We start from the raw sequence: 14046 nt of genomic DNA on the forward strand, positions 1-14046 counted from the left end.
AATGATTTCAGAAGTATTTATAAAACGGCCTGTAACTGCCATCGTCATATCCATCCTGATCTCTATCATCGGGGTGATATCGTTGGTAACCTTGCCGATCAGTCAATACCCATCTATTGCTCCGCCGACAGTAACCGTAACGGCAAACTATACCGGGGCAGATGCACAAACCGTAGAACAGACGGTTACAACGCCTATAGAAAGTCAGATTAATGGTACCCCAGGCATGATTTACATGTCGTCGAATAGTACCTCCAATGGACAGGCGCAAATTACCGTAACCTTTGAGGTAGGTACAGATATTGATATCGCTACCTTAGATGTACAAAACCGTGTAGGTATCGCTGAACCTTCCCTACCTGAGGCTGTACGCCGCTTAGGGGTAACGACACGTAAAGCCAATACCGATATTTTGATGTTGGTATCATTGGTGTCACCAAAGGGAACACGCGACGACAAATTCCTGTCCAACTACGCCAACTTATATATTAAAGACGCCCTAATGCGGGTAAAGGGTGTGGGGGATGTTACCGCATTCGGACAGCCATTTTCTATGCGTGTTTGGTTGGACGCTAACAAGCTGGCTAACCTAAGCATGACACCGGCAGATGTTTCCGGCGCTATTGCAGAACAAAACCTTCGTATTCCCGGAGGTAGCGTTGGTGGCCGTCCACAGGCTTCTACAACGGTCTTTGAGTACCCTGTTATTACCGACTCGGATCTTTCTGAGGTAGAGGATTTCGAAAATATTGTCGTTAAAACGAGTAAAGATGGATCTATCGTATTGCTGAAAGATGTTGCTCGCGTAGAGCTTGGCCAGTTTAGTTACGGTACCTCCACCAAAGTAAACGGTATGGTTTCTACGGGTATGATGATCAGTCAGACGCCCGGAGGAAATGCCGTAGAAACAGCCGAAGGTATTATTGCCAACTTAGATAGGTTAAAAAAATCATTTCCACAGGATGTAGATTATGTTATCGGTTACGAAACGGTATCTGTAGTAAAAGCATCCATTGAATCGGTTGTTCATACGCTGGTAGAAGCCTTGATACTGGTAACGGTCGTGGTATTCTTCTTCCTACAAAGCTGGCGCGCAACATTGATACCTGTATTGGCGATTCCGGTTTCCATTGTGGGTACCTTTATATTCTTTACGTTATTTGGTTTCTCGGTAAATAACCTAACCATGCTGGCTTTTGTGCTCGCTATTGGTATCGTGGTGGATGATGCTATCGTTGTGGTAGAAGCGGTGCAACATTATATAGATCATTATAAGTTGAGTGCGAAAGAAGCCACCATGCGCGCCATGAAGGATATTACTGCGCCAGTTATCGCTATCGCCTTAATCTTAGCTGCGGTTTTCGTACCCGTTGGTTTTATTCCAGGCATGGTCGGTAAGTTATACCAACAATTTGCGATTACCATTGCGGTATCGGTAATGTTATCGGCATTTATCGCCCTAACACTGACACCGGCATTATGTTCGTTATTATTAAAACCTACTGCGGTAACCAAAGATTCTAAAGGGTTAAATAAGTTTTTTTATAGGTTTAACCAATGGTTCGACAAAGTTACTTATAGGTATTCCAAAGGTGTACAAAAAGCAATTAAAGCTGCCCCGCTGGTATTAATTATCTTGTTATGTATTTTCATTGGCACAGGATGGATGTTTAAAACAAAACCAACCGGGTTTATTCCAAACGAGGATGGCGGTATGTTCTTCGCTGGTGTTACCTTACCCGAAGGATCATCTGCCTTACGTACGGATGAAATATTGGAAGAGCTGGAGAATGAACTCCGTGCCGATTACCCGGAAATTCACTATGTAACCGCTATTTCGGGTATTAATATCTTAAACAGATCTTTTAAACCTAACGGTGCTACGCTTTTCGTATCCTTAAAACCATGGGAGGAAAGAAAACGCACGGCAGCCGAAATTACCGGTGGCATTATGGCGAAGTATGCACGCTACAGTAAAGCACGTGTGCTCGCAGTGACACCTCCCGCAATTCCAGGTTTAGGTGCTACAGGTGGTTTCTCGCTGCAGATACAGGATTTACAGACTGTAGATATCAAACAATTTGAGGCGGCAGTAGGAAAATTCTTAATGGCGGCAAACCAGCGTCCAGAAATCGGAATGGCCTATACCCTATTTAACTCGAACTCGCCAAACTATAAATTGGAGGTCAACCGCGAGCAGGCAAAACGCATGGGCGTTCCTATCTCCAGTATCTATGCCACCATTTCGGCCTACTTGGGTAGTAGTTATGTAAATGACTTCACGAAATATGGACGTAACTTCCGTGTCGTGACGCAGGCTGATGTGGATTACCGTATGGATATTACCGATATCAATAAGTTGTATGTGAACAATGTTCAAGGACAACCGGTACCTATGGGTGGGCTGGTAAGTTATGAACTGATAACGATGCCTTCGATTATAAACCACTATAATATCTTTAGAAGTATTGAGATTTCCGGTAGCTCGGCACCAGGCTATAGCTCTGGAGATGCCTTAAATGCATTGGAGGAAGTTGCCGCACAAACTTTACCGGCAGGTTTCGACCATCAATTCTCGGGCCTCTCGCTTCAAGAGAAACAATCAGGTTCCAAAACCGTGCAAATCTTTGCCCTTTGTATCCTCTTTGTATTCTTGTTACTGGCCTCCTTATACGAAAGCTGGTCGGTACCATTCTCCATCTTATTATCGGTACCTTTAGGTGTTTTCGGTGCAATCTTGGCATTGACCTTTTTACCGCGTTTAGACAACAATATTTATGCGCAAATTGGTCTTGTAACTATTATTGGTTTAGCGGCGAAAAATGCCATCCTTATTGTGGAATTTGCTAAAGAAAGGGTAGATATTGGCATGAACCTCCTGGAGGCAACCTTGGATGCCGTGAAACTGCGTTTACGCCCGATTATCATGACCTCAATGGCATTTATATTAGGGATTATACCCTTGATGTTGTCTACAGGTGCCGGTGCGGTATCCAGACAAACTATCGGATGGACGGTATTCGGAGGAATGACAGCCGCAACCTTCTTAGCGATCTTTATCGTTCCCGTACTCTTCGTTGTAATCACACGATTAGCCTACGGTAAGAAAAAGCTTGCTGAGCTGGAGGCGAATTTCGATGAAGAAAAGAAAAACTCCTTAAGTGCTCATTAAACATAAAATGCCATCCGAATACGGATGGCATTTATATTTTACCCTACAAAAAAACGGTAGTTTTCACATACCGTTTTTTTTTATTTCTTATTTATACATCTCCTCACGTTGGGCTTTCACCACGTCCGAGTTAATATACTCATCGTAAGTCATCAACTTATCAATAATACCCTTAGGTGTAAGCTCTATAATACGGTTGGCCACCGTTTCCGTTAACTCATGGTCACGGGAGGTGAACAATAATGAGCCGCGGAAATCTTTCATACCGTTGTTTAATGCGGTAATAGACTCCAAATCCAAGTGGTTGGTAGGCTCATCGAAAATAAGGAAGTTAGCACCCTGAAGCATCATTTTTGAGAACATACAACGCATCTTCTCGCCTCCAGATAATACCGACACTTTTTTCATGACCTCCTCACCCGAGAATAACATTTTACCCAAGAAACCACGGATAAATTGCTCATCCGCATCCGGGCGTGTCGTATAATTGCGCAACCAGTCTATTAAATTTTCATTATTACCATCAAAGTAGCTCGCATTTTCTATCGGCATATCGGTCGGTGTAATCGTAACACCCCACTTATACTCGCCCGTAAAATCCGTATCTCTTCCCGAAATAATTTCATAGAAAGCCGAGGTAATCAAGTTATTAGGACCTAAAACGGCAATCTTATCGCCTTTATTAATCATAAAAGTGATATCCTTAAAGTATACCTCGCCATTTACCGTCTTGCTTAAGCCTTCCACCTGCAGAATCTGATCGCCAGGCTCTCTGTCCATCGTGTTGAACATAATAGCCGGATACTTTCTGTTTGATGGCTTAATCTCGTCGATATTAATTTTGTCCAAGGCTTTCTTACGTGAGGTCGCCTGTTTAGATTTCGAAGCATTGGCCGAGAAACGACGGATAAACTCCTGAAGCTCCTTAACCTTATCTTCCATTTTCTTATTTTGGTCTGTGCGTTGTTTTAAAGCCAACTGCGACGATTCGTACCAGAACGTATAGTTACCGGTATAGATGGTCATCTTACTAAAATCAATATCCACGATATGCGTACATACCGCATCCAAGAAGTGACGGTCGTGGGATACCACCAATACAGTAGCCTCATAACTAGCCAAGAAATCTTCCAGCCAGGCAATGGTATTAATATCCAAGTCGTTGGTAGGCTCATCCAGAATAAGGATATCAGGTTTACCAAAAAGTGCCTGCGCCAATAACACACGAACTTTCTCGTTACCATCCAACTCTTTTACTTGCTTATAATGTGCCTCTTCTTTGATACCCAAATTACTCAACAACGTTGCAGCATTACTTTCCGCATTCCAACCATCCATTTCGGCAAAAAGGCTTTCCAACTCTCCGGCACGCTCACCATCCGCATCCGTAAAGTCTTCCTTTAAGTAGATTGCGTCTTTCTCTTTCATGATTTTGTACAGGTCCTGATTTCCCATCATTACCGTTTCAATCACCGTAAACTCGTCAAACTCATAGTGATTCTGCTTCAATACAGACATACGTTCACCTGGAGTAAAAGCAACCGAACCAGTTGAAGGATCAACATCACCCGAAATAATTTTCAAGAAAGTAGATTTACCAGCACCATTAGCACCAATAATACCGTAACAGTTTCCTGGAGTGAATTTTAAATTAACATCTTCGAATAGCACACGTTTGCCAAAACGAAGGGACAGGTTTGATACATTAATCATGCGGCAAAGATACAGTTTATATTTTAGATATTTAAGCCCACCCCGTGTTCATTAGCGACTTATCCCAGAATGTAAAACCCAGCGTATAACCGGAGGAAAAAAGGGTTAGGGCAGCATTAATCTATGGCAAACTCGGTGGTTATATTACGTTTAAACTCAATAACCTCCGGTGCAACCTTAAACCCCTGGCCGCCAAAGCCCTTATTATAAGTCTCAATACGATCACCCGAAGAATAACCCGCGCTACCATTGCCCAGGGTAGAACTAAAGTCATTAGACAACAGCAACAGTTTCCCCAGCTTAACATCGGCACGATGAGCCAATTTTTGGGCAGATTTCAGCGCATCATCGTAGGCTATAAGATCCGCTTCGCGAAATAAACTATCGGCCTTAGAATGACTAAATTGTATATTGGAAATGCTGCTGATTTTTGTTTCCAACAATTTGGCAGTAAGTGCGGTAAAATTCCGGAGATCATTTAAGGTAAAATCTATGGTCTGCTCGGCTTTATAACCTACGAAGGTATATTTACTGCCGATATAATCGTAATCTTTATTTGCAGAGATACTACTCGTTTTGATATCCTGATCTTTGTTGCCAAAACTAGCTAAAATGCCTATAACCGAATCTACCGTACCTTGCGTCTCGCGCACGGCATCCTGCATACGTGGTTTCGTAAAACCAGCACTTATGGTAAGGATAACCTGGTCGGGCATAACCCGGATTTTGCCCTCGCCGCCGACGCGGATTTTTTTCTGATCGTTTACGTTGTTATTATTACCACCGCAGCCTAGCGTTGTAAGAGTGAGAACCCCTATACAAGCAAAAAGTTTAAAACGTTTAATATTCATCTATTTTTCTGTAAAGATCAGCAATAACTAAGCCGATTCGTACAGCTAACAGAATTTTATTAACTTAATAATTAAATTACAAAGAATGAAGAACGAATTACTCCGTATCCGGAAGCCGATGTACCTTACTCGGAAAACGCTCGGCGTATTGTAAAACTAAGCAGGTCATGTAATAATTACGCAGGCAGCGATCCTTCTCCGACACGATATCCGCCAGTGTACGGCTTTGATTATCGGCATCCACAAATCCAAAGGCATGCAAATGATCGTCTTTATAATAGATATACGATTTTTCATTTAAATTACGCCCCTGATCTATCAGCACAAAACTTCGCCGTTGTGCTTCTATGGCACGAATGGCTGCTTCTATTTTGGCGTTATGTTCCGCTACCTCTACCCCGGGCAGGCTGTTGGTAGTAGGCCCGGCAAGGATACGCTTTGCGCCATCCGCCTCCACCGAATAAAACTGACAAAATTTACTGTCCAGCTGGTAACGCTCCATCAGTTCCAGCAACAGTTGATTCCCCTCATATGGACGCTCAAAATATTGAAGCGCCTCTGCATGTTTATGGTAAGGTGCAACCAATAAACGCTGATATCCCCCTTGATCTTCGTAATGAATTAACGCAAACTTAGGTTCAAACTTCTTTAAAGCTCTATTATAAGGAGGCCAATGCTTTTTGATCAATTGACATTCCATTAAAAGTGCCATCAGCTCTGTACCCGACTCTTCAAAATCTATATGTCGGATTTCATTCATAAAAGCCTGCCGTTTTAAGGTTCCACTATTACCCGAAAAATGACTCAGAACCCGCTTTTTGATATTTACAGCTTTACCAATATACAGCACCTTACCCTGTCTATTCAAAAATAAATAAACACCAGCCGTTTCGGGGAGCCGCAAAAAATCCTCCTCATTAATATGCGTAGGCAAACGCTGCTCCTTCGTCTTCTTTAACGTTGCGGCAATTATTCCTGCGCTATCTGCATGTAACAAATGCTCAAATAGAATAACCGTCGCCTCCGCATCGCCCATAGCGCGGTGCCGGTCTTGAATAGGGATCCCTAAATTATGGCACAACTTCCCTAAGCTATACGATGCCATATTGGGTATAATTTTTCGCGATAAGCGTACTGTACACAGCTTTGGTGCCTTCCAGCTATACCCGGCCATCTGCAATTCCTGAACAATAAAAGAATAATCGAAGTTTACATTATGAGCCACGAAAATGCGCTTGTGCAACAGCTGGTACACGGTGGCGGCAACGGCACTAAATGGCGGAGCATCCTCCACCATTTCATTGCTTATACCCGTTAAGGCCTGAATGTGGAAAGGAATAAAACTGCCTGGATTTATTAAAGTCTGATACCGCTCGATTACATGCTGCCCATTATGAATTAATATAGCAATCTCGGTGATGCTGTTGCCACTGGCATACGAACCGGTGGTTTCAATATCGACTATAGCGTATTCCATTTTTCCACAATTGATACTTGCAACAATAGACTTAAAACATTAGATATGAGCGTAAAGTAAAAGGATATACGCCTTTACAAAGATAGCGTAAAGTATAGATACTTAAAAATTGTCTACAAAATGTCTACAGAAATCAGGGCGTGAATAGGTCGTAAGTGGTTTAAAAGATAGGCTGCTGTTGATGAAACCCTGTTTAAAAAAAGAAAAGCGAACTTTTTAAGGCTCGCTTTTTTGTTTTGTACCCAGCGCCGGAGTCGAACCGGCACATCCGAAGATATTGGTGTTTGAGACCAACGCGTCTACCAATTCCGCCAGCTGGGCAAGCTGTTTTTGTTGTTCGACGCTGCAAATATAGCGTTATTTACGATGTAATCAAATTTTTTTGTTTTTATTTTGGCGCTGCTAAATGGCTATTTAAAATCAATAATTGCACATAAAAAAAGCGAACTTTTTACGGCTCGCTTTCTTGTTTTGTACTCCCAGCAGGATTGTTGTTAAACGATTTTATTGACCTTTGAAAGCAAATTTCGACCTTAGAAGGAAAATGAGGTCAGCTTTTAAGCGGCCAGGCGGTCAGACAGCCGGAAACCATCAGGCAGCCGGATTGGAAATTGATCAAGGATGTAATAGACGGTAGGCAACCATTATCAAGCTTAAATAGCAATTGTTAACCATGAAAACGAAGATTCTTAAAATACTGAGCTACATCGGATATACCTTATCCGTTTTACACGTGCTCTTCTGGGCAATCAACATGGGCGGATTATCCATTGCGCTCAAGCTGGGTTTTTTCAGGGAGCATGAAACACGTGAAAGTCCGTTATACAACGGTACCCTGTCAACAGCTACCGTCCATGCGATAAACTATATGGTAACGTACGTTTATTTTATCAGCCTTGTGTTGTTATTTGGCGATCTAATTGTGGGGCTTGTGAGGCGGAAACCTAAGGTGCAGACGGATGAACCACAGCGTTACTACCTTGTTACGGGTTTACTTTCGGTTATCATTATCATGTACCAAGTAGGCGTTTATATCGTATAATGGCTATTTGGTGGGTCGCTGCCGTAGCTTATCCTTTTGCGGGTGGTAGGCCAGATCCTCGTCCACCCGTTTGAATATGGCCTCGTACATCTTATCCAGAAAGGCCGTGGGTGAGATGCTTTTGCGTCTGCGAATATTGCCGAAAACAGGATACGCGGTCTTTATAGTTAACCTGTTCGCCCGTCCAAGGCATGGCACCCATAGTTTCCTGATCGGCATCGGGCGCTTTCGCACCATTTAGTTGCGCGTCTATGTAGTTGGCCCGCCAATCGTGGGCGATGATCTGGGGCAATAACCGCAAATTCCTCGTTGTAGAGGGCTTCTGCCAGTTTGGTTATCCTAATCTATATAGTTAAGCAGAAGAAGTTAACAAAGCGTTTATAAAAAAGCGAAAAGAATGTGTACCTAAAGCGGGCATGGCAGAGGTTTATAAGGAGGTAATAAAATGAATCCGGCAGCAGAACTTATGTATTTAGTTAACAAATGGCTATAAACCAAAAAAACCGGAGTAAGAACTAAAATTAGAACTTAATCCGGCTTCGTACCCAGCGCCGGAGTCGAACCGGCACATCCGAAGATATTGGTGTTTGAGACCAACGCGTCTACCAATTCCGCCAGCTGGGCAAGCTGTTTTGTTGTTTCGACAGTGCAAATATAGGTCTATTCAGGAGAATCACAAAAATAAATTCGCCTACAGCAGTAAAGTAGCTGATTATTACCACAAAATATTTCACATAATAATAAAAACATGCCGCATACCGTATACCGCATCACTAAAAACAAGAAAAGGTATCTACAGTAGACACCTTTTCTTGTATGGAAAAAACGATTTTTAAACCTATCGTTTTTACTGTTAATTTTCTTACAATTGTTTCGCCAATTTCTCTGTTAACACAGATTTAGGCACCGCACCAACTTGTTTGTCCACGATTTCTCCATTTTTGAAGAACAATAAAGCAGGGATATTTCTAATTCCGAAACGAACAGAAATCTCTGGGTTGCTATCCACGTCAACTTTACCAACAACGGCTTGACCTTCATATTCTTTCGCGATTTCATCAACGATAGGGCCTACCATACGGCATGGACCACACCACTCTGCCCAAAAATCAATAAGAACGGGTTTATCTGCTTTTAATACCAATTCTTCAAAATTGCTATCTGTAATTTCTAATGCCATAATATTTTCCTCTTTCTTTTAATTAATATACAAATATAAGCTAATTCACTAATAAGTACGTGTTATTACAATGTAATAAAATCTATAGCCTATCAATTTAATTTATACTTAACACCCTCCATATTATCGAGGGCATCAATAAGTTCATTTGTAAGCTTTATTTTCGTTGTTTTCGCCGGCATTTCAACCCCCAGTTCATCCTGCACATCAACGACCTTAAACTTCAGCTGACAGTTTGGTGCCTCAGCACCTTCTTCTTCACCTGCTGTTGCCTGTATCAAGCTGTCGATAGCTGCTACCATTTCCTCATTCAACGCCTGAAGTGCAATCTGTATGGTAAAACACTTAGCCAGTTTATCGCGCAATTCCGACAACAACTGTATGCCCTTAAGCTCAAACCCCCAGTTGCCGACCTGCTTAAAGCGTTCCTGCACCAACCCGCGGATCTGCACAAAATAGCCCTCCTGCAAATAGCCTTTAAACTTCACATAATCTTCGCCGAATACCGCTATTTCATAAGAATCGTAATAATCCTCGATAATAAAAGCACCAAAAGGTTTACCCGATTTAGAAACCTTATGCGCTGCCGAGGCGATAATTCCGCCTACCACAACCTCCTTGTTTTTAATACGGTTAAAATCCAATAACACCTCCTCCTCCACTTCCGATGCTTTAACCTTATTTATAAGCTGTAAATCGCGGACGTTATTCTGACAGAAATACTGAATTTCAAACTTATAGTTATCCAAAGGATGGCTCGTTAAATAGATCCCGATAACATCCTTTTCGTATTTTAACTTCTCAATTAGGCCCCAATGCGGACAAGGGGTTAGTACGGGCTCCGGCAATTCGGCCGCAGCATCCCCACCAAACAAACTAACCTGCGCCGATTGTTCATTTTCCTTGAAACGCTGTCCAAACTTCACCGCTTTTTCAATTCCGGTAGAGCCGTCCATATCCCTATGGAAATACTGTGCCCTATGTGTATCGCTAAAACCATCGAAACCACCGCCATAGGCAAGGCTCTCAAAGGCCTTTTTATTCGCGGCGCGTAAATCAATACGCTTAGCAAAATCGAAAATAGATTTATAAGGCGCGCTACTACGCGTCTGAACAATGGTATCCACAGCACCTGCACCTACCCCCTTCACTGCACCAATACCAAAGCGAATCGACCCCTGCTCGTTTACCGTAAACTTATAATGTGATTCATTCACATCAGGCCCTAAAACCTCCAGCCCCATACGTTTACATTCCTCCATAAAGAAGGTCACCTGCTTAATATCGTTCATATTATTCGATAGTACCGCAGCCATATATTCTGCCGGATAGTGTGCTTTCAGGTAAGCCGTTTGGTAGGCTACCCAAGCATAACAAGTAGAGTGCGATTTATTGAACGCGTAAGACGCAAAAGCCTCCCAGTCGGTCCAAATCTTTTCCAAAACCTTCGGGTTATGTCCTTTTTCTGCTGCCTGCTCCACAAACTTAGGCTTCATTTTGTCCAACACCGCCTTTTGCTTTTTACCCATCGCCTTACGCAAAACATCGGCATCACCTTTCGAGAAACCGGCCAACTTTTGCGACAACAACATAACCTGCTCTTGGTACACCGTGATACCGTAAGTTTCACTCAGGTACTCCTCGCAGGCATCCAAATCGTAAATAATAGGTTCAATACCATGTTTACGCTTAATAAAAGATGGGATATACTCTATCGGACCTGGCCTATACAAGGCGTTCATGGCAATTAAATCGGCAAATACTGTAGGCTTCAGCTCCTTCATGTACTTCTGCATACCTGGCGACTCGTACTGGAACACGCCAATAGTTTCACCCCGCTGAAACAACTCGTACGTTTTCACATCATCAATCGGGAATTTATCCGGATCCAGCTCAACATCGTGGCGTAGTTTTACGTTGGCAACGGTATCCTTAATCAGGGTTAAAGTCTTTAACCCCAGGAAGTCCATTTTTAGTAAACCCGCACTTTCTACCACCGAGTTATCAAACTGCGTAACATACAAATCCGAGTCTTTAGCCAAGGATACGGGAACGAAGTTCGTGATATCATCGGGTGTAATAATTACACCACAGGCATGGATGCCCGTATTACGCATAGACCCCTCCAATACCCGGGCCTGTTTAATGGTTTCCGCCTCCAAGCCAGCACCATCGGCAATACCTTTCAGGCGGTTTACTGCTTCAAATTCTTCCGATCGTAAAGACTCTTTTAATGCCTTATCATCCAAACTGAAGATTTTACTCAGCTTAAGGTTAGGAATAAGTTTAGCAATTTCGTTTGCATCGCCCAAGGGTAAATCCAATACACGTGCAGTATCCTTAATAGAAGATTTTGCCGCCATTGTACCATAGGTAATAATCTGTGCTACCTGCGAAGCGCCATACTTATCAATAACATACTGCATCACACGACCACGCCCCTCGTCGTCAAAGTCGATATCGATATCGGGCATCGATACACGGTCGGGATTTAGGAAACGCTCAAAAAGTAAATCGTATTGAATAGGATCCAGGTTAGTGATACCTAAACAATACGCTACAGCAGAACCTGCCGCCGAACCACGCCCAGGCCCAACAGAAACGCCCATTTTACGTGCTTCCGCGATAAAATCCTGCACAATAAGGAAATACCCCGGATATCCCGTTCGTTCAATTGTCGCCAATTCAAAATCCAAGCGTTCCCGTATTTCATCCGTAATCACAGGATAACGGCGTGCCGCCCCCTCATAGGTCAAGAATTTTAAGAATGCATTCTCACCACGCTTGCCAGCATCTTGCAGATCCTCGGCATGCTGAAAACGCTCGGGAATCTCAAACTTCGGTAATAACACATCCCGGTTCAGCGAGTATATTTCTACCTTATCTAAGACCTCCTGAATATTTAAAATAGCCTCGGGCAAATCTGAGAATACTTTTTTCATCTCTTCCGTGGATTTAAAGTAGTACTCCTGATTAGGCATACCATATCTAAATCCGCGCCCACGGCCAATTGGTGTCGTTAGTTTTTCCCCATCTTTCACACACAATAAAATATCGTGTGGATGGGCATCCGCCTTATTGACATAATAGGTGTTATTTGTCGCCACAAGCTTTACCTGGTGTTTATGCGCCAGCTGAATTAAGGTTTCATTCACCCGATTTTCATCCTCCTGCCCATGGCGCATAATCTCGAGGTAAAAGTCGGCACCAAACTGCATTTTCCACCATAACAAAGCCTCCTCCGCCTGACTTTCACCGATATTTAAAATCTTACTCGATACCTCGCCTTGTAAATTTCCGGATAACACAATCAAGTCTCCCTTAAAACGCTCTACCACCTCCTTGTCGATCCGAGGGACATAATAGAACCCCTCAGTATAGGCAATAGAAGCCATTTTCGCTAGGTTATGATACCCTGCTTTATTCTTAGCCAGAAAAACTACCTGGTATCCGTTATCTTTACGTGATTTATCCTTACGGTCTTCACATACAAAAAATTCGCAGCCCACAATAGGTTTTATAACCTGCCCTTCCGGGCGTGGAGCACCACGCTCCTCGGCTTCTTTACACTGCGCTTCAAAATCTTTGTTATGCCCCAGCACGCGGCTCACAAAATGAAATGCCCCCATCATATTACCGTGGTCGGTCATCGCTACTGCAGGCATATTATTCTTGGCGGCGGCAGCTACCAGATCGCCAATAGATATGGTCGACTGCAATACTGAAAACTGAGAATGGTTGTGTAAATGCGCAAAGGCCGCATCTTGGAGAGCGGCTAAACTATCCCTGTCGACAACCCGTGTAGGCTCAGTTTTAGTACGTTGACGTATCGCATCCGATGCGGCTTTTAAGTTGACATGTTTTAAGCCAACCGTAGGTATAACGTCGGGATTAATACGTTTAAAGTCTACAAAGTAGCCTGTATCCACCTGAAGCTGCTCGGGGGTAAAGACATCCTGACGCACAAGCTCAAAGAAACAACGTGTTGTAGCTTCCACATCCGCCGTAGCGTTGTGCGCTTCAGCAAATGGCACCCCAAATAAATACGAGTGAAGCTCGGTAAGATTAGGCAGCTTAAAACGACCACCACGACCTCCGGGAAGTTTAAGCAAGTTGGCCGTTACCTCGGTACAGGTATCCAAAACCGGCATAGACGCCATCGGGCTTTCTACCGCATAACGATAAAACTCAGCGCCCATGATATTTAAATCAAAGCCAATATTCTGTCCTACGACAAACTTAGCCTTGGCCAAAGCTTCATTAAACTTCACCAACACCTCAGTTAGCGGTATCCCCTGCTCTTCGGCCAATTCCGTAGAAATGCCATGAATTTTCTCTGAATCGTAGGGTATATTAAAGCCGTCAGGTTTTATCAAATAGTCTTCATGCTCGATAAGTCTACCCATCTCATCGTGCAGTTGCCAAGCGATCTGAATACACCGAGGCCAGTTGTCTGTATCTGTAATAGGGGCATCCCAACGCTTGGGTAAACCCGTAGTTTCCGTATCAAAAATGATGTACATAGTCGTTCCCGCTTAATCCGAACAAAAATAGTTAATTATAGCTAGATATCCCTTATTACAACCACTTTAATCGATTCTGCTGCGTTGT

Annotated in this window: 7 protein-coding genes and 2 tRNA genes; 2 read left to right on the top strand and 7 right to left on the bottom strand. The window is 43.1% G+C overall.

The genetic code is table 11. The features are described from left to right. Position 1 precedes the first annotated feature (1 nt). Positions 2–3172, top strand: coding sequence for an efflux RND transporter permease subunit (locus ACL9RF_RS12375; RefSeq protein WP_422800949.1), 3171 nt, complete (start codon positions 2–4; stop codon positions 3170–3172). Positions 3173–3259: 87 nt separating this feature from the next. On the opposite strand, the gene ACL9RF_RS12380 is transcribed toward ACL9RF_RS12375, so the two are convergent. The 4 genes from ACL9RF_RS12380 to ACL9RF_RS12395 form a co-directional block, all read right to left on the bottom strand. Then, positions 3260–4885, bottom strand: a complete 1626-nt coding sequence (locus tag ACL9RF_RS12380) for an ABC-F family ATP-binding cassette domain-containing protein (RefSeq protein WP_422800950.1) — start codon at positions 4883–4885, stop codon at positions 3260–3262. A gap of 116 nt (positions 4886–5001) precedes the next feature. Next, positions 5002–5736: an SIMPL domain-containing protein gene (locus ACL9RF_RS12385; protein ID WP_422800951.1), complete on the bottom strand. Its 735-nt coding sequence runs from the start codon at positions 5734–5736 to the stop codon at positions 5002–5004. Between the two features lie 97 nt (positions 5737–5833). Beyond that, complete coding sequence (locus ACL9RF_RS12390) at positions 5834–7213, bottom strand: exonuclease domain-containing protein (RefSeq protein WP_422800952.1); 1380 nt, start codon at positions 7211–7213, stop codon at positions 5834–5836. Between the two features lie 239 nt (positions 7214–7452). Further along, positions 7453–7534 (bottom strand) — tRNA-Leu (locus ACL9RF_RS12395). A gap of 352 nt (positions 7535–7886) precedes the next feature. On the opposite strand from ACL9RF_RS12395, the gene ACL9RF_RS12400 reads away from it, so the two are divergent. Beyond that, positions 7887–8255 carry a hypothetical protein gene (locus tag ACL9RF_RS12400; protein ID WP_422800953.1) on the top strand — a complete coding sequence of 123 codons (369 nt, stop codon included), beginning with the start codon at positions 7887–7889 and terminating at the stop codon, positions 8253–8255. Between the two features lie 542 nt (positions 8256–8797). On the opposite strand, the gene ACL9RF_RS12405 is transcribed toward ACL9RF_RS12400, so the two are convergent. The 3 genes from ACL9RF_RS12405 to dnaE all read right to left on the bottom strand — a co-directional run bounded on the left by ACL9RF_RS12405 (position 8798) and on the right by dnaE (position 13958). Beyond that, a tRNA-Leu gene (locus tag ACL9RF_RS12405) sits at positions 8798–8879 on the bottom strand. A gap of 238 nt (positions 8880–9117) precedes the next feature. Continuing rightward, positions 9118–9435, bottom strand: coding sequence for a thioredoxin (trxA, locus tag ACL9RF_RS12410; protein WP_422800954.1), 318 nt, complete (start codon positions 9433–9435; stop codon positions 9118–9120). 92 nt (positions 9436–9527) lie between these two features. Next, positions 9528–13958: a DNA polymerase III subunit alpha gene (gene dnaE / locus ACL9RF_RS12415; protein ID WP_422800955.1), complete on the bottom strand. Its 4431-nt coding sequence runs from the start codon at positions 13956–13958 to the stop codon at positions 9528–9530. Positions 13959–14046 lie beyond the last annotated feature (88 nt).

Source organism: Sphingobacterium sp. Mn56C (genome assembly GCF_049319645.1).
Taxonomy (GTDB): domain Bacteria; phylum Bacteroidota; class Bacteroidia; order Sphingobacteriales; family Sphingobacteriaceae; genus Sphingobacterium.

What these genes read in the sequence shown, in the direction of transcription:
- ACL9RF_RS12375 (WP_422800949.1), top strand. Translation starts at nt 2, where the DNA reads ATGATTTCAGAAGTATTTATAAAACGGCCTGTAACTGCCATCGTCATA.
- ACL9RF_RS12380 (WP_422800950.1), bottom strand. Translation starts at nt 4,885, where the DNA reads ATGATTAATGTATCAAACCTGTCCCTTCGTTTTGGCAAACGTGTGCTA.
- ACL9RF_RS12385 (WP_422800951.1), bottom strand. Translation starts at nt 5,736, where the DNA reads ATGAATATTAAACGTTTTAAACTTTTTGCTTGTATAGGGGTTCTCACT.
- ACL9RF_RS12390 (WP_422800952.1), bottom strand. Translation starts at nt 7,213, where the DNA reads ATGGAATACGCTATAGTCGATATTGAAACCACCGGTTCGTATGCCAGT.
- ACL9RF_RS12400 (WP_422800953.1), top strand. Translation starts at nt 7,887, where the DNA reads ATGAAAACGAAGATTCTTAAAATACTGAGCTACATCGGATATACCTTA.
- trxA (WP_422800954.1), bottom strand. Translation starts at nt 9,435, where the DNA reads ATGGCATTAGAAATTACAGATAGCAATTTTGAAGAATTGGTATTAAAA.
- dnaE (WP_422800955.1), bottom strand. Translation starts at nt 13,958, where the DNA reads ATGTACATCATTTTTGATACGGAAACTACGGGTTTACCCAAGCGTTGG.